We start from the raw sequence: 20,710 nt of genomic DNA, 5'->3' as shown, positions 1-20,710 counted from the left end.
TTCTTATTTAAATAGACGATAGAAGCTGTGCACAATCGGTGCAGTTTAGAGGTCTTCGCTGATTGGAATCTCGCGTTTGATGCTCTGTTCGAGCGAGATAAGCGTCTCAGTAGATACTACACCGGGAATGCTTTGTATCTTGTTGTTGAGCAAATCCATCAGTTGTTCGTTGTCTTTTGCAAAGAGTTTGACGAGCATAGTGTACGAACCCGTGGTGAAATGGCATTCTATCACCTCGGGAATCGTGGCAATACGCTCCACAACATCGCGATACATTGAACCGCGTTCGAGGTTCAAGCCAACGTAAGTACATGTGGTATAACCAAGACTTTTGGGGTTTACGTGGAAGCCGCTGCCTATAATTACGCCATTTTCGATAAGGTGTTGGACTCTTTGATGGATTGCAGCGCGCGATACGCCACATTCTGCTGCTACGTCCTTAAATGGTATTCGCGCGTTCTGCGACAGGATACCAAGAATCTTTCTGTCTAATTTGTCTATCTTATCCATATCAATATTGTTTCTGACTTGCCAACAACAGCAAGTGAGTTAGTTTACAATTTGAAAGCAAAAGTAGGCATTTTAAATGGAACAGGCAATAGAAATGCATAAAAAAAGTGTGCCTATGTGCACACTTTGTTATACTTTTCTAAAGTTATTTGCTTTTAACTCCTATTGCAGTTTGTTCTATTCCTTTCAATTCAAGGGTAAAAATGAGTGCTGAATAAGGTGCTATATCGTCGCCCGCACCCCGTGCTCCGTAGGCTAATTCCTGTGGAATGTATATCTCCCACTTAGACCCTACCGGCATAAGCATGAGTGCTTCGGTCCACCCTTTTATAAGTTTTCCTACACCAAAGGTGTCACTTTCGGTTCCGTGGCGTGATGTTGCATCGAACACTTTACCGTCGATGGTGCGCCCTTCGTACACTACTTTAACCATATCGTCCTTTGCCGGCTTTGCGCCATTGCCCTTAACGAGCACCTTATACTGCAGTCCGCTTGGCAAAGTAACTACTCCCGGCTTCTTCTTATTCTCTGTAAGGAACTTCTCGCCTGCAGCTTTTGTTTGTGCGTTGCGTTGGTCTGCCAATGCTTTTTGCTTTTTATTAAGATATTCTTGCGCTTCTTCTTGTTTGAAGAAGGTAGTGTCTTTTTTCATAGCATCAACGAAACCTCTGAAGAAGAGCCTATCGTTGATGTCTGCAGATATACCTTTAAACTGCTTCTTTATATTGGGAAGCATGGCTCTTTCTACCTGTGCTGCGATTTGCAAGCCTGCTGTGTATGCTGCAAATGATGAGTCTTTACGTTTTGAAATACCTTCTTTCAGTCCACGTATAAAGTCGGGCATCTCTTCTTTCGATACACCTAACTGACTTGAAATATACTTTTCCAACCCGCGTGTTGCATTCATTCCCGCTGCGTAACTTAACGAATCGAACTTCGTTATATCTATTGCGGTCTCATCGCTGACAGGTGTTGTGATTGCTATTGATTCTATTTGCTCTTGCTTTTTCTGTTTCTTCTCTTTCCTGCTCTGTGCGTTTGCCGTGCTGAAACCTGCGCTTGCCACAACGAGCAATGCCATAATTGCTATTTTCTTCATTGTCTTTTTCGTTTAAACAGGAATACTTACAGTGTACATTCGTGTATTGTTTCCCATGAAATGGTGTAGTGATGAAAAAGTGGATTGGGCTAAACCATAGCCCAACCCACCTTATTATATATAGCATGAAAACTAATTGTCTATAGTGCGAAAAACTATTCTCGGTTATCTTCTTGGGTTCGCCGCAGCAGCTTCAGGTGCAGCTTTCTCGATAGACAAGAGTTCTATGGTGAATATCAAAGTAGAGAAAGGCTTGATATCAGGGCTTGGCTGCTGTGCGCCATAACCTGCTGCGTAAGGAATGTAGACCTCCCACTTAGAGCCAACAGGCATGTTCAGCAATGCTTCGTTGAAGCCAGGGACAGCCTGTCCTATCTGCATTGCCATGTTATCGTTCTTGTCGAACATCTTACCTTCGATTGTCTTGCCTTCGTAGCTAATCTTTACCACTTGCGATGCTGTAGGCTTTGCACCTGTTCCAGCCTTTATTTCCTTATAGTAAACGCCTTGTTTCAGAGCCTTCATTCCTGGGGTTTTAGCTATTTTTGCCATAAAAGCGTCGTTCTTTTTCTTGTTCTCTCCGTACTTCTTTTCGGCTGTCTTAGCTTGAATGGCTTGTGGAACTCTTTGCTCAATCTGGCGTGCTTTCTCTATGGTCATGCTCTTGTTGTTGCCCTTTGCACTTGCAGCAAAACCTGCAAGGAAGTTGCTTAGCGAGATAGATTGGGTAGAGTCTTCACCGAAGATGCTCTTGTTGATTTGGTTTTTAATAACCATATTCATATTCATACCCACGCCAACACCGGCATTGTAAGCAGCTTTCTTCTTGTCGTCCATGCTTGTTGCACCGTCGTTCAAACCTTTAATGAACTCGTTGATGTAGGCAGTGTCGATATTCATCTGCTGTAAATACTTTTTTACACCCTGACCTTGGTCTACACCAAAGGCATAGCTTAAAGAATCAACGTCAGACTTTAAGTCTTCTTTTGGAGTCTGATTGCCGCATGCCGTAAAGCCTACTGCGGCGATAGCCAATGCGGCTACAACTGTAAGTTTCTTCATTTCGTTTTCTTGTTTTATTGTTTTCGAGTTAATATTCTTTCTGTTTATTGCACCTCTATAAGTTCTACATCAAACACCAATGCTGCGTATGGAGGTATTGAAGCACCTGCGCCACGTTCGCCGTAGCCTAAGTTGTAAGGTATGAAGAAGCGATATTTGGCTCCTTCGCTCATAAGTTGCAAGCCTTCGGTCCAACCTGCGATTACCTGGTTCAGCCCAAACGTAGCCGGTTCGCCACGGTCGTACGAACTGTCGAACTTGGTTCCGTCTATGAGCGTACCCTCGTAGTGGCACTTCACCTTGCTTGTTGCGCTTGGCTTCTTGCCATTTCCTTCTCTGATAACCTCGTATTGGAGTCCTGAAGGCAGCACAACTATATTGTCTTTCTTTGCATTCTCTGCCAAAAAGTCCTCTCCTACAGCCTTGGCAGCCCTGCCTGCTTCTGCAGCGGCAGCCTCTTTCCTTGCCTGTTGCTCTGCAAAGAAGTTGTTAACGAGGGTCTGCGCTTCCTTATTGTCTACTTTTAGCTTTTTACCAGCTATTGCATCTTTAATCGCCTGTGCGAAATCGTCAATGTTCAAGTTGGTTGCTCCCATTCCTCTGAGCTGTGTACCGATGCCGATACCCAAGGCGTAGCTTAATTTATCCATTGATGTTCTTTTCTTGTTTAAATATTATTAATGTGCAAAGATACTATTTTTAGAATACAGTATAGCATTTATCTAATTAAAATTACTAAATTTGTAAAATCAACAAATAAAAATATCGATATGAAGAAAATAGTGTTTTTAACAGGAGCAGGCATGTCGGTGGAAAGCGGTTTCAAGACTTTCCGGGGCAACGACGGCTTGTGGGAAGATTATCCGGTGGAGAAAGTGGCTACCCACGAGGCTTGGGAGAACGACCCAGAGTTTATAAACAACTTCTATAATGGCTTGAGAAAGAAGCTATTTGCAGCGAAACCCAACGATGGGCACAAGCTTATAAAACAGTTAGAAGACCATTATGAGGTTACCGTAATTACTCAGAATGTTGACGATTTGCACGAAAAGGCTGGTTCAACCAACGTTATCCACTTGCATGGAGAGCTGAAAAAGGTTTGTTCGAGTGCTGATGCGTACAACCCGAAATACAGAAAGGAACTTACAGAAGACGTTCCTGACGTTTTGCCGGGCGAAAAAGCTGGAGACGGAAGCCTGCTTCGACCTTTCATCGTGTTCTTCGGAGAGAGTGTTCCGATGATAGAACCTGCTGCAAAAGAGGTGTCGGAAGCTGATATTTTCGTTATCATTGGCACGTCGCTCAATGTTTATCCAGCTGCCGGCTTGGTGCATTATGTCCGTACCGACGTTCCTATCTACTTAATAGACCCTAACGATTTAGACTCGAAACATGGTGCGAATGTTACGGTTATTCGTAAGGGTGCAAGCGAAGGAATGCGCGAACTGATGAAAAAACTTTAGATAAACGTGTATAACAAAACAGATATAAAATTATGAAAAAGATAGTATTGACACTTTTGTGCGTACTGATGGCTGTTTCTGCCGTGGCTCAAAAGAACGTGTACGGATTTAAAGTGAAAGATGCCAATGGGCATATTGTAAAGCTAAAAAACTATAAAGGCAAGGTTATGCTTATAGTAAACACTGCCACGAAATGCGGTTTCACACCTCAATACGAGGCTTTGCAGAAGCTATACGATACTTATAAGGCGCAAGGGCTGGTTGTTCTCGACTTTCCATGCAACCAATTCGGTGCGCAGGCGCCTGGAACGCTTAGCGAAATCAGGGCTTTTTGCACGGGAAACTATGGCGTTACCTTCCCGCAATTCGAAAAGATAGACGTGAACGGCAAGAAAGAGCTGCCGCTCTACACCTATTTAAAAGCACGACAAGGCTTTAAAGGATTTGACACAAACGACAAAATAGGCAAGTTTCTCGACGAAAAGTTCAGCAAGCAGGACCCTAACTACGCAAAAGATCCAAGCATTAAGTGGAACTTTACGAAGTTCTTAATAGACCGTGAGGGGCACGTCGTGGACCGTTTCGAACCTACAGCTGATATGAAAGATGTTGAAGCGGGCATTCGTGCAGTACTGAAAATAAAGTAAAAATGGGCGCAACACAACTGTGATGCCCATGCACTTGTTTTCTTAAAAATAGCTTGCCGGGAAGCCATAACTGCACCTAAGAAAAACAAGAGCGTTTGTCGGGTATTTTTCAACAATCGCTTTTACAATGCAAAAAGCCCTGTTTTGGAATGCAAAACAGGGCTTTTTGGAACGCAAAACAATGGGTATTGAATTTCGTTAGATATTTGTCAATAGCTGAATGAGCTTTACATTGCACAATAACGGTGTGTCTCTCCCCTTGTCTTTTCTTCTCCATTAACCTTTATGAACCTTAAAAACAAGGTGCTATTTTTATTTAAAAGTTTCCCCTTCCAGTAGGAGCACACGTGTTACATCGAAATAAATGTCGGGCTTATCCCAATAGTTGCTCTTTTCGCCTAAGTGTAAGACATCGCATGCCACTTTGTTTTTACGCGACATAATGAGTGCCTGTCCTGTTACTTTCCATATTTCGAGATAATAATGCAAGAAGTTATATTCATCGTTTACGCTGGTTACGCTAAATGGGTTTTCGGCAGTTCCATCGCCTGTAGAACCAATAACATCGTATATTTGCATCATAATGCGCAAACAATGACGTGCTTCTGATGCAATTTCGGAAGAATCTTCAGGATTGGTTTCGAGACGTTTCAAAAGAATAGAAGCCTTTCCAATGAGCGCATCGGCATTCAACGGATTCTTTGTAAGTGCCTTTTCTGCCAATCTAAGTGCTGCAGCCGATTTAACTTTCAGCGAATCGCTCATCTGCATTACGTCTAATGTTTCGTTTCCTTTACTTATATACGACTGACCGTAATAGGCAAGAATGCATTCTGGCAACGTAAGAGTTGTGTCCATTTGGGGCTGCACAAAACGAGCAACAAGAGCCTTTACACTGTCTGGACGAGTTTTTACAGTTTTTTCTATCGCCTTCCAGTCTACATGAATAACGGGACTTTTATCCTGCGCCAAAACATGAAGAGAAAGCACAAGAAGTAAGATTAATGCTATGTTTTTTTTCATATTGTTGAGAGTTTTAGTTGAACTTTGCGACAAATATACGTCTTTTTTGAGTAATATTATAAATGTATTGCATAGTTTTTCTATTGTTTTAGCAGAACAATAGGTTAATGCTGGGCGAGGAAAGATAGCCAAAATAGAGCGATAAACAAGAAAGGCAATGATGGTATGGCTTGGTTAAGCCTTTCCGTCATCGCCTTTTCTGCATTCAGTCTTTACTTTATAAAGTTACTTCACAATTACAAGGAAGTAGTTTTTCTTGCCTTTCTGCACCAATAAATACTTGCCGTCGATAAGGTTTTCGGCAGTAATTACTTGGTCGAAAGCTTGCAATCTCTCTTTGTTAAGCGATACGCCACCACCCTTAACGAGTTTGCGCATTTCGCTCTTGCTTGGGAAAATCTGCATGCCTTCTTGGTTGAAGATGTCTACTGCAGGCTGTCCGAGCAAGTCTTTAGATACCTCGTAGTGTGGAACATCTTTGAAAACGTCGTTGAAAGTCTGCTCGTCGAGTTGCAAAAGGTTCTCTTTGGTAGCCTTACCGAAGAGAATGTTCGATGCAGCCATCGCCATATCAAGGTCTTCCTGCGAGTGTACCATACGTGTAACCTCTTCTGCCAAACGGCGTTGGAGGCTGCGGCGGCCTGGGTCTTGGCGATGTTCGTCTACAAGAGCGTCGATAGTGGGTTTGTCAAGCGAAGTAAATATCTTTATATACTTCTCTGCGTCGTCGTCGCTGACGTTGAGCCAGAATTGGTAGAATACGTATGGAGTGGTGCGGTTGCGGTCGAGCCAGATGTTTCCGCTTTCGGTTTTACCGAACTTTTTGCCGTCTGCCTTTGTTATAAGTGGACAAGTCAGACAGTAAGCTTCGGCTTCTTGTCCGAGTGTGCGGCGGATTAGCTCTGTGCCCGTGGTCATATTGCCCCATTGGTCGTTGCCTCCGAGCTGCAGTTTTACCCCAAACTTCTCGTATTGGTATAGGAAATCGTAGCCCTGCAATAGCTGATAGGTGAACTCGGTGAACGAAAGACCGTCGCTTGCCTCACCATTTAGGCGGCGTTTCACACTGTCCTTCGCCATCATATAGTTTACGGTGATGTGCTTTCCAACTGTTCTGGCAAAGTCGAGGAAGGTGAAATCCTTCATCCAATCGTAGTTATTCACCATCTCCGCCTTGTTGGGCGCATCGCCATCGAAGTCGAGGAACTTGCTAACCTGCCTTTTTATCGCCTCTTGGTTGTGGTAAAGGGTTTCGGTATCGAGCAAATTGCGCTCCTGGCTCTTGCCCGATGGGTCGCCAATCATACCTGTTGCGCCACCAATGAGCAGATAAGGCTTGTGCCCACATAGCTGCAAGTGGCGGAGCATCATAATTCCGCAAAGGTGTCCAATGTGTAAAGAGTCGGCGGTAGGGTCGGTTCCAAGGTATGCCGATACCATTTCTTTTTGCAGAAACTCCTCTGTACCGGGCATTATCTGCGCCAACATACCGCGCCATTTTAGTTCTTCAACAAAGTTCTTCATCAATTATTGTGTTTAAAACCCGCAAGGGCTGTATTATATATAATGTATTATTGGGCTGTTTTTATGTGCTGTTTAGGGAACCGGGTCGTACCCACTCCCACCCCATGGGTTGCATCTTAGTATTCGCCAAATAGCCAATCCAAGTCCTTTCATCGGTCCGTGCTTCATCAATGCTTGCTTTGCGTACTCCGAACAAGTAGGTGTAAATCTGCAAGAAGGAGGTGTAAAGGGTGTGATAAACCGTTGATAAAAAAGAATTGGAACTATCAGTAGCCACGATAACAGACGCGAAACAGCGTGTAAAAGCTTCTGAAACGTCATTCTTGAATAGCCTCCTTTCTGTCTGTTTCAATCTTTTCTCCAATGCGTTGGAGCAGATTGCACACCTTGTTTTCTATATCAGCAGATGCGTGAAGCATATTATCGAGCCATATAAAGGCGAGTAACACCTCCTGATTCGGCATCGGTTGCAGCTTGTCAAGCAAGATATATTTGTTCTTTCGATACGCTTCTCTCACCTGTCGCTTCACTCTGTTGCGCTTTACGGCACGCTTAAAATACTTCTTGGGTACGCTAACGAGTATCTTTGCTTGTGGTGGTGGGGCACCTTGTGCTTCGTTACGGTCTTTTATCACATATACTGCCCGCAGCGGAAAAGCAACCATAGAATGACTATTCCCCCCATTAAAGAGCTGGTCTATGAGCAGTTTGCTGCATATTCGCTCCTCTTTACACAACGTAAATCTGCGGGTAACAGGCATTGGCGATTAGCTTTTTATGTTTCGGAAGATAATCCGAGTGGGATAATCTCCTATGGTTCTCTTACTTCTTCTGCTCTTCCAAGAAGGCACGTAATGCACCTGTCATAGAAGGATATTTAGCTGATGGTGCCTCCAAATCAAGGCGCAGACCTTGGTCTTTCACCTCTTTGGCTGTTGCAGGACCAAAGGCAGCTATCTTAATGTCGCCTTGTTCAAAATCGGGCAAGTTCTTTTTCAAAGCACGAACACCCGTAGGGCTGAAGAAAACAAGCATATCGTAGTCGAAAGACTTCTTCTCTTCTTCCGTAAGATCGTTGCTGACGGTGCGATACATCACACATTCCTTGTGCCTCAGCTTGTTGTTCGTGAGCAGCGTTCCAATGGAATCGGTATGCACCGAGCTTAACGGAACAAGGTATTTCTCGTCCTTGTGCTTTACCATTGTAGGAATCAAGTTATCTATTTTACCCGAATTACCAAAGAAAATCTTACGCTTTCTGTACTGCGTATATTTCTGAATATAGAGCGCAATTGTTTCTATCACGCAGAAATACTTCATTGTTTCAGGAATGGTGATACGCATTTCCTGCGCCAATTTGAAGTAATTGTCAATGGCATGGCGAGATGTGAATACCACAGCAGTGTAATCAAGCAAGTTAATTTTCTGCTGACGAAACTCTTTTGAAGACAAGCCTTCCACCTTAAAGAATGGGCGAAACACCATTTCTATGCCCAAATCCTTGGCTATTTCATAATAAGGAGACTTGTCGCTCCCCGGTTTAGGCTGTGATATTAATATCTTTTTTATCATCGTGTCCTAAAAAATTATAGTCAAATAGTTATCGGTATATACCAAGATTCCTATCAATGCCATCAGCGGCATCAATTCTAAGGTGCAAAAGTACAAAATTATTTGCAGACTGGCAGCTGTTCTTTTAAAAAAGATGACATATCCTTGGTAAAAGAGAAGCAATTTGGCTAAACCTACAATGGTTGCTACATAGATGAGCGTATATTGCACCGATAGCCCGAAATAAATCATCAACAGCACTGCAGGAAATATGAGAACGCCCTCTGCCGATACGAGAAACAAGGTCAGTTGCGACCATTGCTGATTACTCTTGCGGTCGAAATACACCCAGTTTACAATGGAATACAACAACTTCTTTAGCAGAAAATACCCTAAGAAGATGGCAAGAAAAATGCCCACGACAAGCATTGGCGAATCGACAACGTAGTTACCACCATTCTCAGAGCGCGTGAACAGGTAGTAGGTAATGCTCAGAAGCAATGCCGTCTGTACGACCAAAAAGACTTGGAAGCGTACCTCGTGTCCTGTTTCGCCTACATTTATACGGCGATAGGGACGATTGAAAAGTCCCTTTATCTGCCTTACAATGAAGTTGCTCGACATAGATGAGGCTATCATAGCCAAGGCAAAGCACACCAGGAGCGTGCCTGCCACCACGTTGTCGTTGCTCACACTGTAAGGCACAGGGTCGCCAAGTATTCCGCCGTTCGACATTCCAAGCTCGGGACGGTAGTAAGGGTTGCCCTTGAAATAGCCTTCTTGGGCAAACTTCACGTCGGTCAGCTTGAGGTGTTTTGGCGCTTTCCACTTCAGCAAACTCTTTGTCCTTTCAGTCCTGACAGTATCTGCCTGTCCAATACCACTCTCCCCATGCTCTGTCGTTGCGTTCTTTGCAGACTGTTGAGGTGGGGTTTGCAGCCGCCTTAATAGTGGCGGAGTGGCGATGGAATCGGTTGTTGGCATATTGTTTTACAGTCCGAATGCTTTCTTAATCTCTGCTACTTTGTCGAGTTTCTCCCATGTAAAGAGTTCCACTTCGACTTCTTTCTTCTCGTGATACAGGCTTGTGAAAGTCTTTTTTACGGTCTCGTTCTTGCGTCCCATGTGTCCGTAGGCAGCTGTTTCTATGTACATTGGCTGGCGCAACTTCAGCATTCGCTCTATAGCCTTAGGGCGAAGGTCGAACATTTGCTTTATTTTCTCAGCTATTTCGCCGTCTGTCAGGTTCACATGAGAGCGTCCATAAGTATTAACATAGACACTAACAGGCTCGGCAACGCCGATAGCGTAAGCCAATTGCACAAGTATTTCGTCGCTGACACCTGCTGCCACCATATTCTTTGCAATGTAGCGAGTTGCGTATGCAGCTGAACGGTCTACCTTCGATGAGTCTTTCCCAGAGAAAGCACCACCTCCATGCGCACCTTTTCCGCCGTAGGTGTCTACAATAATCTTACGACCAGTCAAGCCTGTATCGCCGTGAGGGCCGCCGATAACGAACTTTCCGGTAGGATTTACAAAGTATTTTATGTTGTCGTTGAACAGTGCCAGCACCTTCTCCGACTCTATCTGCGCCTTCACGCGTGGCATCAGTATGTTCAAAACGTCCTCTCTAATCTTTGCCAACATCTCTTCGTCGGCTTTCAGCTGTGCCTCGGCAGAATTGTCGGCAGGCTTTACAAAGTCGTCGTGTTGGGTAGAAACCACAATCGTATCAATGCGTTGTGGAATGTTGTCGTCGCTGTATTCCACCGTTACTTGGCTCTTTGAATCGGGGCGGAGATAGGTCATCACCTTTCCTTCTTTGCGTATGTCTGCCAAGGTTGTCATTAACAAGTGGGCCAGTTCAAGCGTAACGGGCATGTAGTTTGCCGTTTCGTTGCAGGCATAACCGAACATCATGCCTTGGTCGCCTGCGCCCTGATTGTTCTCATCGGTACGGTCTACGCCACGGTTAATATCGGAACTTTGTTCGTGAATGGCAGAAAGAACACCGCAGCTATTGCCGTCGAACTGGTATTCAGCCCTTGTGTAACCAATCTTATTGATGGTTTTCCGTGTGATGGCAGGAATATCGATATATTCTTTCGAGCGTACTTCGCCCATAATAATTACTTGTCCGGTAGTGTTGAAAGTTTCAATTGCACAACGAGAAGTATCGTCGTAGGCAAGGAACTGGTCGAGAAGGGCATCGCTAATCTGGTCGGCAACCTTGTCTGGGTGCCCTTCTGAAACTGATTCTGATGAAAATAAATATGCCATCTGTTATTTCTTTTTTACGTTTACCTATTATAATAAGGGTGCAAAGTTACGGTATCATATTCGGATAACAAAATAAAAGCAAAAGATTTAGATTTTATTAGAACCTAAAGCGGTTTAGGTTCAGTAGAGATTTATTGGGGAACAGTTTTCCTTTTGTTGCACAAGGCAGATACAGAAAAAGAGCTTTAATTCTGTAAAGATAATTTACAGAGGAAATGATTGAGACTGTTTGGCGTTGCGAAAGTGCCTGTTTTACGTGGTAAAAGAGCCTGTTTTGCACTTCAAAACAGGCTCTTTTGCATCATCAAACAACAGGTTTTGCAAAACACTGAAACTAAAACGGTTAACTAATAGATAGTTTCATAGATAATCTTTACATATTTTCAGATTCTTTTCCGCCCGTTACGAAACTATCCATACTTGTTTATTTATCGCTTGCAAAGCATAGGGCGAGAATGCTAATCTTTATGTCCGGAACTTTCATCAGTTCCTTCCCGACGGCTGTCAGCGTTGCTCCTGTGGTAATTACATCGTCGATTAAGAGCACGTGCCGGTTGTTCAGTTTCTCAGCAGCACAGAGTTCAAAGGCGTTTTCCACGTTCCTGGAACGTTCCCATAGGTTTTTCTGGGTCTGACTTTCTCTAAACGACTTTCTACGAATGGCTTTTTTCACGATGGGCAGCCCCGTTACGGCACTTATTCCGCGTGCTATTTCATGGCTTTGGTTATAGCCTCGCTGAATAGTACGGCGGCGTGTGAGGGGCACGGGCAGCAGGGCAGTAATGCCGTCGAAGAAGTTTCCGGTTGCATATTCGGTTGCAACAAGCTGTCCAAGCTGTTCGCCAATGTCGGGACGGTCGAAGTATTTCAGCTTATAGATAAGGTTGCTTGAGGGAGAACTGGGCTTGTAAAGGAAGAAAGCAGCGCATTTTTCCACTGGTATTCTGCCCCAAAAGAGGCGCGCTACCTCGTTGTCGAAGGAATGGAGCTGGTGCATGGTGCGGGGCAAAGCTATATTGCAGGCAGCACAAAGCGGTTCTTCGGTGATGCCAAGTCGGCATCCACAGGCTGGACAAACACGAGGTGCAATGAGGTCAAGTACACGGGAAAAGAAGCTAATCTGTGTCATCTCCGTCTATATCGTCTATTATTGAAGCATCGTCTATGCACTGCCGAATGACATCGAGCGTAAAACCACGCCCCATTGCATATTTTATCAGTTTCATGGAACGTTCGTAAGCGGTTTCAGCCTTTATGGTTGGATACTTGCTTTTCAGCAGTGGGCGCAGCACATTCAAGTATTCTTCCGGTTCAATTTCGTCGAGAATGGGCTGCGAAATGCTTTGCGGAATGTGCTTTTGCCACAATGCCTGTTCTATTTTTCGGCACCCCCACTTGTTGAAAGTAATCTTATCGTGCACGAACGATCGTGTAAATCGTTCGTCGTCGAGATATTTATAGTCGATGAGTTTGCCGATAATGCGTTCCTGCGCATCGGCTGCAATGCCCCATTTGCATAACTTCTCTGTCATTTCGCCCGAACAATGCTCACCACGAGCGCAAAGATCGCCAAGTTTGCGCAAGGCTTCTGCTTCGGTTATCTGTTTCTTTTGTATCATGCTCGCATTGTTTTTACAAATCGTTGCTTGCCAAATTGGTCGGTACGCACCTCTGTGCCGGCATAGCCCAAAGCGTTTAGCATTGCCGAAACCTCGTCGGCAAAGCGGTCGTTGATTTCAAAATAGAGTTCACCACCGTGCGAAAGGACAGTCGTTCCATATTCTGCAATAGCACGATAGAAGCGCAGAGGGTCGTCGTCGGGTACGAAAAGAGCCGTTGGAGGCTCGTGGTCGAGCACGTTCTGCATCATTTCCGTGCGCTCGCTGTCGCAGATATAGGGCGGATTGCTTACAATAATGTCGAACCTTTCTTCGGTTGCCGCAAGCTGTAATGCATCTTTCAGCTGGAAATTGACTGCTGCTCCCAACCTTATGGCGTTGTCGCGGGCTATTAAAAGTGCCTCTGGCGAAATGTCGCAGGCAGATACTACAGTGTTAGGCATATCCAACGAGAGGGTGATAGCTATGCAACCGCTCCCCGTCCCGACGTCTAAGACACGTAAAGGAGTAGGCGGCTGCAGCGCACAGTATGGCTTATCGTGAACGTTTACTACCCATTCGCAGAGCAATTCCGTTTCGGGACGGGGTATAAGCACACCCGGAGCCACGCCAAACTGCCGTCCGCAGAATGTAACCGAGCCGAGAACATACTGCACTGGTTCGCCTTTTGCCAATCGAAGCATTATTTTTTCGAGTTTGCTGGCATCGTCTGCTGATAATTGCGTAACTTTGTCGGTATATATATCGGCAAGCGTTAGCCCGAATCGGTCTTCTAAAACCATTCTGACAATGGCTTTCGCCTCGTTTAATGGATAGATATTCGTGAGCTGTTTATACAGATTTTGGTAGGTCGTGTACATATTTGCAAAGGTAGAAAATAAATGGAAATGAAACAAAAAGATATAGATGAAATGTATATGTGCCGCTGTTTGCAGTTGGCAAAGAACGGCAGGCTGTTGGCAAAACCCAACCCTATGGTGGGCGCGGTAATTGTAAGTAGCGAGGGAAACATAATAGGAGAGGGCTACCATGTGCGGTGTGGAGAAGGTCATGCAGAGGTTAATGCCTTCCGGTCGGTACGCCACGAAGATGAGCATTTACTGTGCGAAGCCACCATCTACGTCAGTCTTGAGCCCTGTTCGCACTACGGAAAGACACCGCCTTGTGCCGATTTGATTGTTCGAAAGGGCGTTCGCAGAGTGGTTTGTGGCTGTGTAGACCCTTTCTCTGCAGTGCAAGGGAGAGGCATTGAGCACATTCGCAAGGCAGGAATAGACGTTACTGTGGGCGTATTGGAACACGAATGCCTGATGCTGAACCATGAGTTTATCGTGCGGAACACGCAAAACCGACCCTACATCTTGCTGAAATGGGCACAGACTGCCAACGGTTTCATAGGGTATTCGCAGGCTGTTGGCGACGGAAAACCTGCGTTGCAGATATCTAATGCCTTTACAAAGATACTCGTCCATAAGCTCCGTGCCGAGTACGATGCCATTCTTGTGGGGCGCAACACCGAAGAATTGGAACACCCACGCCTTACGGTGAGAGAGTGGAATGGCAAGAATCCACAGAAAATAGTACTGTCGTCTACTTATAAAAGCAATGGTTTTGTAGATGGGGTTCTATATGTAAACAGTCTGCAACAACTTATTGAAACCATCAACCAACGCAACAATACAGAACCAAAAATATGTTCGCTCATCGTAGAAGGTGGTGCACGCACGCTTCAATCGTTTATAGACGCAGGACTGTGGGACGAGATTCGTGTAGAAACAGCACCTTTTACAATAAACGATGGTGTTGCCGCTCCACACCTTCCTCGTGGCATTGACATTGTGAAAAAAGAGTTTTACGGTAACACCATCTTTACTTATAAGCGTTTGTAAACAAGGTTTTTAAGAAGTAAAGAGGGCTTGTCAGAATTTCATTCTTAGGAAAACGAACTTTGTTTTGTCGCTTATGGCAGGGGCAAAAACACACGGAAAAAGAGTGGATTGTACGTGTAAAGGCGTGATTTACCACGTTTCTGATACCGAAAAAGACCAGCGTGGATAAGAGTAATGTAAATCGGTAGTGTCCTAAAAAGTGTGTAAGCCCATATTTTTCTTATCTTTGTATAAAGTAAAAAAAATAACAGAAAATGGGACTTACACAATTTTTTATGACAGTGCCCAAGTGTATGGATTTAGAAATGATGAGTTCTTCACGTTAAAACTATACGCTCTACATGACAGTCGTCTACGCATTTAACTGAAGAACCTAAAAATAGGCTGGATTCCTCGTTCGGAATCCAGCCCTTTCTTATTGTTTTTGCTTCTACGTCTAAACGTTTTTGGCTTTAGTTAGCGTGTCAGTTATATTGGCCAACAATACTAACTATTATCATTAAGGTATTGTTTTCTTATCTTATTTTACAATAACCTTCATTACTTTACCGTTCTTGTACTTCACGATATTTACACCTTTCTGTGCAGTATCTATCTTCTGACCAGCAAGGTTGTAGCGAGCAACAATTTCGTTGTCTGCATCTGCGTTTGTATTTTCAATGCCTGCAGTAACTGTAACAGGAACCATATTGGTCTGGTTCACTACGAGTTCTGACATAGGAGTAGCACTGTTGCCCAACTTAGGAGCTACAAATGCAACTACATGCATATTGGCTGCCAACTGATCTTTAGGGATATCGTAAGTGAGTTGTTGGTCGAAGTTGTCGCCATTCCAATTGATGTTGTCACCATAAATATTTGTCAAGCACTGACGGAACGTGTTGTTGTGAACATATTTCTTAATCGTTTGTCCCTTATCAATCTGTGGACCAACAATGCCATCTTCTGTTACATAAACGTAAAGTGCATAGTCTTTAAGGAAGTCAGCAGCTTTCTTAACACCTGTTCCCTTAACTTTTACAACCAATTTGTCCTTGCCAGTACCTGCATCTTTGTCAGCATTAGCAGTAATATCAAGGTTTACGAATGCAGGAAATTCTTCGTCTGTTTGAGTAAAAATCTTGTTGAAGCTTGCTACAGCTTGGGCGTAGTTCTTCTCTTGAATAGTCATAACCATTGTAAGCTCGCCCTCAATAAAGCTTCTGTTGAACGTTGCTATCGGATAACCGTTGACACCAAGTGCCTTCATAATGGCAAGACTTTGGTTTGTTTGATAAGGATCCTTGTTTCCCAATGGACCATGAAGAGCAATCCAAGCTAAATCTTGACGCTTGTCTTGCAGGTGCTTCAAGAATCTAGAACCAGTAGGACACCAAGTACAAGTTATGGAAGTGAATTGTTCTACAAGCTGCTTTTGTCTCTTAAGAGCTGTTTCGTAAAGGTTTATATCAGACTCGTAAGCATCGTTTGCAGTGTTTCCTGTTGGTGCAGTACCATCAACTTTTGTGATAGCAAACTTAATTTTGTGTGCGCCTAATGCTACTCCTGTTGTAGGAACTTCTACGACACAAGCCTTTATATCGCCATTAACAGTACCATTGACAGTCTGTTCCTTAACCTGATTACCATCAATTGAAGCTGTTAAAGTGAAAGAATTGATAGTTGTCGTACCAAAGTTGCTGACGTTTACAGTGAACTTTGAGTTGCTTGAAGCCTTTGTAAACTTGTTGAATGTAACGTTGTGGAGAATGATATCCTTAGCTGGATAGTTCTTCTCTACTATGGCCTGAACACAAAGGTTTCCATACTTCGTTGATTTGAAGTCGTACAATTGGGTACTGCCATCCATGGCAGCGTATGTTATTTCAATTGTTCCTTCCTTCAATAATGCGATAGGATAGCACTCTTCTGATGAACCTTTCTTCTGTGTATAGGTGAATCCTAACATCACACCCTCCATTTTAGAGAGGTCAAGTTCGTAAGGAGTGTCGAACTTAACGTCGTTCCAACCTTTCTTGGCACTGGCAATTTCCTTTTCAGCTACCATCGTATATTGAATATTAGCACCTGCTTTCTTGTAGGTAAATAGCTTTGCTGTTATAGCGCCGACACCGTTGGCAGGTATTGCAACACGCATACCAACAACCTTACCTTTGTCGAAAGTCTTGGCAATATCTCCGTTAATGGGGGTAAGAACGGTCAGTTTGCCTTCGTTCTGTGTAAAGCCTACACCCTTGTTGTTGTAGTTATCGCTGGTGTAATTACCCATGTAGCGTTGGTTTGCAGGTAAATTTGCTCTTGTAGCCTTAAGATTGCTATGAGACATTACAGAGCTGATTGGTTGAGCGAGATTAGGTTCAGCCTCGGTTACTTTCAAGCTACCGTTCTGCGCAGTAGCTGCGATTGTCATTGCAAAAGCAATGCATGATAATAGAAGTTTCTTCATTTGTTTTTGGTTTAGTTAATATTCGATTTATTACTTCTTCTGGTTTTTTATTAAAACGACCCTATTCTATAGAAGCCGCGTAGTTGTCTCCAGTCTATCTTCATATCATAAAAGCTATTCAACCTCCTCTTCTTGTAACAGTTAATATAATATGATGACATGACAAAAGTACAAATAAAAAACGAAATAACTATTTTTTTTGAATGTTTTTTAAAAAATTCACCTCTATTTGTAGAACCTACTGCGAGTAGAAGCGTACTGAAATGTCCATTATGCCACCTTTTTCGAGAAAACCGTCTGCCATTTTCTTACGGCTTACAGCCTTCTCCATTTTCCTATGTCCTCACCGTATTTCTCCAAATGTTGGCAGATAATGTTTTCTACGAAACTTGAAAGGTTGCTGTCTCTGTCGTCCAACCTGCGCATGATGAAGTCGGCACGCTCCTGTGTTTCCCTACTCTCAGATGGGGTGCCTTTCGGTCGCTCAGTTTAATGGGAAAGAGAAAAGTCTGCTTGTAGGCTTCCAGTGTTTCTTTCCTCATCTTGGCACTGATGCGTCTTTGAGTTGTCGTGTTCTCTGTGTTCCGTGTATACTCGGATTGCTTAGAAGTAATGTCTGCTTCTCCTTGAGTAATACAGTCCTTCTTCATTCCTGCTTCAATTGTTGTTTCCTCCATAGATAGGAGCGGATTGAGCTTTCGTCTGTGTCATGTTCTCATCGTCTATCTCATCCTCTTGGTTTCCCAAGAACAATGAAAGGTCTTTCTCTGTTATATTTGTTTTCTTTTCCATGATTCTATCTGATTTTATATTTGACTTGTTTTGGTTTCTTGTTTTCATCTGGTATAGCTGTCGATGCTTCTATCTGTTCCTGCGATTTCAATGTTTTCAACTTCTGCTGCTCACGGACACGGCAAACATGAAATTCGTTGATTTTCCGTTCAGAAAAATCATAGACACAACCAGGGCGTGTTTCTCTTTAAGCTCATATATGCGCTTCTTGTTTTCTTATGCACGTAATGTGTCGTCCCGTCTGATCCCTTTGCCCGTTCGTTGATGAGTCCTGCATATTCTCATGCCATACAGTTAATGCTCCTACGAAAGCATTCTTGTCTGTATGGCAGAGTAATTTAGCCATGGCAAGCAACTCTTGTGACACTTCTAATTTGGGCTGCAATGTAAGTTTCGTCCTTACAATCATACCTGATGGAACTGGCAGTATTAGAATCTGTACATAAGAAACTCTTCGCGAAGACCTTTTAAACCATCGCTGACTATGTCTGAAATACTATATCCATGTGATTCAAGATATGAAACATCTTCTCTGTAATATCCATTAGGCAACAACCTTCTCAGTCGCGACTATGACTTTCACAGTGCAGTCTGCCCACTTCACGATATACACTCCTGCACCTTGTGCGTTGAGCTGTGCCGTGCCGTTGCGGCTTACGGTCTTGTCGGAAATCATGCCGTCGGCAGTGTAGAGTGTTACGGTTTCGCCATCGGCAATGCCTTCTGCGAATACAGTGCCATGGGTAACATAGACCTTAACTGTACTTGCTGCGGCGGTGGCATTGACGCCTGTCGGGTCTACCCCATCGTATGGTTTTGGTGCAGATGTACCGTAATCGTCGATATTCAGCGCAAACACGGGCCATTTCTTGTCTTTGGCAATCTTGACATCGCTTACGAGTGCTACGTTCTTTTCGAGTGTGCCTGATGTTTCTGTAACATATAGACCTTGCAGGTTGAGTCCTCCGTAGTCGTCCCATTCGTCTGAACCGTAAGCCACATATTTTGGCAGTGCCTTTATGAGGCTGGTCATGGCTGCGCCCCTGATGTTGTTGCGCTGCATTTCCATGTGGCGCAGGGCTGGTTCCGCCGCTAATCTGATTTCTGAAATCATATTATTATAGCAGTTCACTTGCTCCACCTTTGGGTTTTTGCTGAGGTCGAGCGTTCCTTCGATAAGGTTGTCGCGACAGATGAGCGATGTCAGCATTGGGTTCAGGCTAAGGTCGAGTTTCCTTATCTTATTGCCGTAGCAACTGAAATCGGCGAGTGCAGGCATCGACTTGAGGTCTATGTCTGCCAGCTCCTTGTTATTGCCGCAATAAAACGTGGCAAGCGCGGGCACATAGTTCACCTTTATAGTTGTCAGTTCGTTGTCGTCGCAATAAAGTTCGCGCAGTTGTGGCTGATTGGTGATGACGATTGATGCAAGTTGGTTGCTGCTGCAATCAATCTTTGTCATCTTTCCGTAAAGTGTAACTTCGGTGTCTGTAAGCATCAGTTCGTCCTTCTCGTTGTACGATGCTCCCTTTATTTTAATTTCCTCTCCCTCTTTCGCAGCTACTTTCAGTGCGAGTACGCTGCCCACAGCCTTATTGGTTCTGAATACAACCGTGTTGGGTTCGGTGCTTTCTTCTATGATTCCCAAGAAGTTTTCATTCCATTCCTCATTCGCCTCGTAGCTTGCCTTTGCTCCGAAAGGTACATAAAGATAAGCTGTGTAGTTCTTGAACATAACGCCGAATGCACCCGTGTCTGCTGCCGGTGCCTTAGTGGCAGCAACGTGCAGCTCGCGTAATTTCTTGCAGCCGTCTATTGCTCCGGCCTTCACATCTGTAAGGGTAGCCGGCCAATACATACGCTCCAATGCTTCGGTGTTGCAGCACAGACTGACGGGAATGGTTTTAACTCCTTCGTTTATGTAGATATCTTTTAGGTTCACAGCACCTTCGAATATACCTTGATAGATGGTTGTAACGGTCGGCAGCGTTTTGTACAATGCTCTTTTGTCCGCCAGCGGATAAGCTACAAGCGTGGTTTCGTCGGCACTATACAGCACACCGTCTACAAGTTTGAAGTTCGGATTGTTTTCGATTTCAATCTTTGCAAGTTGTTTGCAAGCTGCAAACGAGGCTTGCCCAATCTTCTCTAATCTGTCATTCAATACAGCTTTCGTTATTTGCGTGCCGTATAGAGCATTGTCGCCCAGTGTCTTTAACGCCTTTGGAGCAGTAAATTCGGTAATGGCAGTCATATAAAGTGCATTTCTTCCGATGCTTTCCAATCCATCGGGGAAGTTAATGTCAGACAGGGCGGAGCAACTCATAAAGACGGTTTCGTTCAGTTTCTTTATGGTTTGCGGTAATACAACCTTCTTTAGTTTCTGGCATTTGAAGAATGCACCGCTCCCAATTGTCGTTATCGTCTTAGGTAAACTAAGTGTCGTCAGTGTAGGGTGCTTGCGCAATGTGTAGCCTGGAAATGCCGTCGTTGCTTTTCCTTCGGCGTCCACGATGGCTACATCTGTGAGGTTTAACACTTCGAGCGCACTTGCCTGTATAAGTCCCTCAATGTCGGCAGCATTGATTTTCCCTGTAACAGTCAGGTCTTTGACTGTCTTCAGTTCTTCACCAAGTGCTGAGGATAATGTTCCAGGCTGTGCAACATCTACTGTTTTTGTTGTTTGCGCCCTTGAAGTGTAGCAGAATAACAAAGATACAAGTAATGTAAGTAAATAAGTTTTTCTCATAACTGTGATGATTTAATTAGACATATAAGTGATAATTCACAAGCGATTAATGA

Annotated in this window: 21 protein-coding genes and 1 pseudogene; 3 read left to right on the top strand and 19 right to left on the bottom strand. The window is 44.0% G+C overall.

Annotated features, from left to right (window positions below; all coding sequences use genetic code 11):
- Positions 1–45: 45 nt before the first annotated feature.
- The 4 genes from RDV52_RS05085 to RDV52_RS05070 all read right to left on the bottom strand — a co-directional run bounded on the left by RDV52_RS05085 (position 46) and on the right by RDV52_RS05070 (position 3,321).
- Positions 46–510, bottom strand: a complete 465-nt coding sequence (locus RDV52_RS05085) for an Lrp/AsnC family transcriptional regulator (RefSeq protein ID WP_004362941.1) — start codon at positions 508–510, stop codon at positions 46–48.
- A 145-nt stretch (positions 511–655) separates the two neighbouring features.
- The gene (locus RDV52_RS05080) at positions 656–1,609 is read right to left on the bottom strand and encodes an FKBP-type peptidyl-prolyl cis-trans isomerase (protein WP_004366695.1); all 954 of its coding nucleotides are present in this window, start codon (positions 1,607–1,609) and stop codon (positions 656–658) included.
- A gap of 165 nt (positions 1,610–1,774) precedes the next feature.
- The gene (locus RDV52_RS05075) at positions 1,775–2,671 is read right to left on the bottom strand and encodes an FKBP-type peptidyl-prolyl cis-trans isomerase (RefSeq protein ID WP_004366696.1); all 897 of its coding nucleotides are present in this window, start codon (positions 2,669–2,671) and stop codon (positions 1,775–1,777) included.
- 44 nt (positions 2,672–2,715) lie between these two features.
- The gene (locus RDV52_RS05070) at positions 2,716–3,321 is read right to left on the bottom strand and encodes an FKBP-type peptidyl-prolyl cis-trans isomerase (protein ID WP_004362944.1); all 606 of its coding nucleotides are present in this window, start codon (positions 3,319–3,321) and stop codon (positions 2,716–2,718) included.
- 120 nt (positions 3,322–3,441) lie between these two features.
- Here RDV52_RS05070 and RDV52_RS05065 point away from each other — a divergent pair, with 120 nt between their 5' ends.
- Positions 3,442–4,134 carry an SIR2 family NAD-dependent protein deacylase gene (locus RDV52_RS05065; protein ID WP_004362945.1) on the top strand — a complete coding sequence of 231 codons (693 nt, stop codon included), beginning with the start codon at positions 3,442–3,444 and terminating at the stop codon, positions 4,132–4,134.
- A gap of 32 nt (positions 4,135–4,166) precedes the next feature.
- Positions 4,167–4,781: a glutathione peroxidase gene (locus RDV52_RS05060; RefSeq protein ID WP_004362946.1), complete on the top strand. Its 615-nt coding sequence runs from the start codon at positions 4,167–4,169 to the stop codon at positions 4,779–4,781.
- A gap of 312 nt (positions 4,782–5,093) precedes the next feature.
- Here the strand turns inward: RDV52_RS05060 and RDV52_RS05055 are convergent, their stop codons facing one another.
- The 10 genes from RDV52_RS05055 to prmC form a co-directional block, all read right to left on the bottom strand.
- On the bottom strand, positions 5,094–5,804 hold the full coding sequence (locus RDV52_RS05055) for a DUF4919 domain-containing protein (protein WP_004366698.1): 711 nt from the start codon (positions 5,802–5,804) through the stop codon (positions 5,094–5,096).
- Positions 5,805–6,029: 225 nt separating this feature from the next.
- A complete protein-coding gene (gene tyrS, locus RDV52_RS05050) occupies positions 6,030–7,328 on the bottom strand; it encodes a tyrosine--tRNA ligase (RefSeq protein WP_004366699.1) in 1,299 nt (432 codons plus the stop codon).
- A 72-nt stretch (positions 7,329–7,400) separates the two neighbouring features.
- A complete protein-coding gene (gene yidD / locus RDV52_RS05045; RefSeq protein ID WP_081470687.1) occupies positions 7,401–7,649 on the bottom strand; it encodes a membrane protein insertion efficiency factor YidD in 249 nt (82 codons plus the stop codon).
- Positions 7,646–8,089 carry a ribonuclease P protein component gene (locus tag RDV52_RS05040; protein ID WP_004366700.1) on the bottom strand — a complete coding sequence of 148 codons (444 nt, stop codon included), beginning with the start codon at positions 8,087–8,089 and terminating at the stop codon, positions 7,646–7,648. Before RDV52_RS05040 ends, yidD begins: the two co-directional genes overlap by 4 nt.
- A 61-nt stretch (positions 8,090–8,150) precedes the next feature.
- Positions 8,151–8,900 carry a uroporphyrinogen-III synthase gene (locus RDV52_RS05035; RefSeq protein ID WP_004366701.1) on the bottom strand — a complete coding sequence of 250 codons (750 nt, stop codon included), beginning with the start codon at positions 8,898–8,900 and terminating at the stop codon, positions 8,151–8,153.
- Between the two features lie 6 nt (positions 8,901–8,906).
- Positions 8,907–9,863 (bottom strand): DUF4271 domain-containing protein, encoded by a 957-nt coding sequence (locus RDV52_RS05030; RefSeq protein ID WP_004366702.1) that lies wholly within the window; start codon positions 9,861–9,863, stop codon positions 8,907–8,909.
- Between the two features lie 6 nt (positions 9,864–9,869).
- Positions 9,870–11,162, bottom strand: coding sequence for a methionine adenosyltransferase (gene metK, locus RDV52_RS05025; protein WP_004366703.1), 1,293 nt, complete (start codon positions 11,160–11,162; stop codon positions 9,870–9,872).
- 424 nt (positions 11,163–11,586) lie between these two features.
- The gene (locus RDV52_RS05020) at positions 11,587–12,291 is read right to left on the bottom strand and encodes a ComF family protein (RefSeq protein WP_004366705.1); all 705 of its coding nucleotides are present in this window, start codon (positions 12,289–12,291) and stop codon (positions 11,587–11,589) included.
- Complete coding sequence (locus RDV52_RS05015) at positions 12,278–12,781, bottom strand: regulatory protein RecX (protein ID WP_004366706.1); 504 nt, start codon at positions 12,779–12,781, stop codon at positions 12,278–12,280. Before RDV52_RS05015 ends, RDV52_RS05020 begins: the two co-directional genes overlap by 14 nt.
- Complete coding sequence (gene prmC, locus RDV52_RS05010) at positions 12,778–13,641, bottom strand: peptide chain release factor N(5)-glutamine methyltransferase (RefSeq protein ID WP_004366707.1); 864 nt, start codon at positions 13,639–13,641, stop codon at positions 12,778–12,780. Before prmC ends, RDV52_RS05015 begins: the two co-directional genes overlap by 4 nt.
- A gap of 21 nt (positions 13,642–13,662) precedes the next feature.
- Here prmC and ribD point away from each other — a divergent pair, with 21 nt between their 5' ends.
- Positions 13,663–14,670 (top strand): bifunctional diaminohydroxyphosphoribosylaminopyrimidine deaminase/5-amino-6-(5-phosphoribosylamino)uracil reductase RibD, encoded by a 1,008-nt coding sequence (gene ribD, locus RDV52_RS05005; protein ID WP_004366708.1) that lies wholly within the window; start codon positions 13,663–13,665, stop codon positions 14,668–14,670.
- A gap of 520 nt (positions 14,671–15,190) precedes the next feature.
- Here ribD and RDV52_RS05000 read toward each other — a convergent pair.
- From RDV52_RS05000 to RDV52_RS04980, 5 genes and pseudogenes are all read right to left on the bottom strand, one after another.
- Positions 15,191–17,116: an Omp28-related outer membrane protein gene (locus RDV52_RS05000; protein WP_004366709.1), complete on the bottom strand. Its 1,926-nt coding sequence runs from the start codon at positions 17,114–17,116 to the stop codon at positions 15,191–15,193.
- Between the two features lie 315 nt (positions 17,117–17,431).
- Positions 17,432–17,766: pseudogene (locus tag RDV52_RS04995) on the bottom strand (DUF3408 domain-containing protein).
- Between the two features lie 7 nt (positions 17,767–17,773).
- A complete protein-coding gene (locus RDV52_RS04990; protein WP_023925731.1) occupies positions 17,774–17,908 on the bottom strand; it encodes a hypothetical protein in 135 nt (44 codons plus the stop codon).
- Between the two features lie 193 nt (positions 17,909–18,101).
- Positions 18,102–18,317, bottom strand: a complete 216-nt coding sequence (locus RDV52_RS04985; protein ID WP_004366712.1) for a hypothetical protein — start codon at positions 18,315–18,317, stop codon at positions 18,102–18,104.
- Between the two features lie 135 nt (positions 18,318–18,452).
- The gene (locus RDV52_RS04980) at positions 18,453–20,657 is read right to left on the bottom strand and encodes a leucine-rich repeat protein (protein WP_004366714.1); all 2,205 of its coding nucleotides are present in this window, start codon (positions 20,655–20,657) and stop codon (positions 18,453–18,455) included.
- Between the last annotated feature and the right edge of the window lie 53 nt (positions 20,658–20,710).

This window comes from Prevotella nigrescens (assembly GCF_031191185.1).
Lineage (GTDB): Bacteria > Bacteroidota > Bacteroidia > Bacteroidales > Bacteroidaceae > Prevotella > Prevotella nigrescens.
Note: the sequence above shows the minus strand (reverse complement) of the source record. Positions and strands in the feature narration are given on the sequence as shown.

Bases quoted from the DNA above. Each gene is read 5' to 3' on its own strand.
- RDV52_RS05085 (WP_004362941.1), bottom strand. From the start codon at position 510: ATGGATAAGATAGACAAATTAGACAGAAAGATTCTTGGTATCCTGTCG.
- RDV52_RS05080 (WP_004366695.1), bottom strand. From the start codon at position 1,609: ATGAAGAAAATAGCAATTATGGCATTGCTCGTTGTGGCAAGCGCAGGT.
- RDV52_RS05075 (WP_004366696.1), bottom strand. From the start codon at position 2,671: ATGAAGAAACTTACAGTTGTAGCCGCATTGGCTATCGCCGCAGTAGGC.
- RDV52_RS05070 (WP_004362944.1), bottom strand. From the start codon at position 3,321: ATGGATAAATTAAGCTACGCCTTGGGTATCGGCATCGGTACACAGCTC.
- RDV52_RS05065 (WP_004362945.1), top strand. From the start codon at position 3,442: ATGAAGAAAATAGTGTTTTTAACAGGAGCAGGCATGTCGGTGGAAAGC.
- RDV52_RS05060 (WP_004362946.1), top strand. From the start codon at position 4,167: ATGAAAAAGATAGTATTGACACTTTTGTGCGTACTGATGGCTGTTTCT.
- RDV52_RS05055 (WP_004366698.1), bottom strand. From the start codon at position 5,804: ATGAAAAAAAACATAGCATTAATCTTACTTCTTGTGCTTTCTCTTCAT.
- tyrS (WP_004366699.1), bottom strand. From the start codon at position 7,328: ATGAAGAACTTTGTTGAAGAACTAAAATGGCGCGGTATGTTGGCGCAG.
- yidD (WP_081470687.1), bottom strand. From the start codon at position 7,649: ATGACGTTTCAGAAGCTTTTACACGCTGTTTCGCGTCTGTTATCGTGG.
- RDV52_RS05040 (WP_004366700.1), bottom strand. From the start codon at position 8,089: ATGCCTGTTACCCGCAGATTTACGTTGTGTAAAGAGGAGCGAATATGC.
- RDV52_RS05035 (WP_004366701.1), bottom strand. From the start codon at position 8,900: ATGATAAAAAAGATATTAATATCACAGCCTAAACCGGGGAGCGACAAG.
- RDV52_RS05030 (WP_004366702.1), bottom strand. From the start codon at position 9,863: ATGCCAACAACCGATTCCATCGCCACTCCGCCACTATTAAGGCGGCTG.
- metK (WP_004366703.1), bottom strand. From the start codon at position 11,162: ATGGCATATTTATTTTCATCAGAATCAGTTTCAGAAGGGCACCCAGAC.
- RDV52_RS05020 (WP_004366705.1), bottom strand. From the start codon at position 12,291: ATGACACAGATTAGCTTCTTTTCCCGTGTACTTGACCTCATTGCACCT.
- RDV52_RS05015 (WP_004366706.1), bottom strand. From the start codon at position 12,781: ATGATACAAAAGAAACAGATAACCGAAGCAGAAGCCTTGCGCAAACTT.
- prmC (WP_004366707.1), bottom strand. From the start codon at position 13,641: ATGTACACGACCTACCAAAATCTGTATAAACAGCTCACGAATATCTAT.
- ribD (WP_004366708.1), top strand. From the start codon at position 13,663: ATGGAAATGAAACAAAAAGATATAGATGAAATGTATATGTGCCGCTGT.
- RDV52_RS05000 (WP_004366709.1), bottom strand. From the start codon at position 17,116: ATGAAGAAACTTCTATTATCATGCATTGCTTTTGCAATGACAATCGCA.
- RDV52_RS04990 (WP_023925731.1), bottom strand. From the start codon at position 17,908: ATGGAAAAGAAAACAAATATAACAGAGAAAGACCTTTCATTGTTCTTG.
- RDV52_RS04985 (WP_004366712.1), bottom strand. From the start codon at position 18,317: ATGATTGTAAGGACGAAACTTACATTGCAGCCCAAATTAGAAGTGTCA.
- RDV52_RS04980 (WP_004366714.1), bottom strand. From the start codon at position 20,657: ATGAGAAAAACTTATTTACTTACATTACTTGTATCTTTGTTATTCTGC.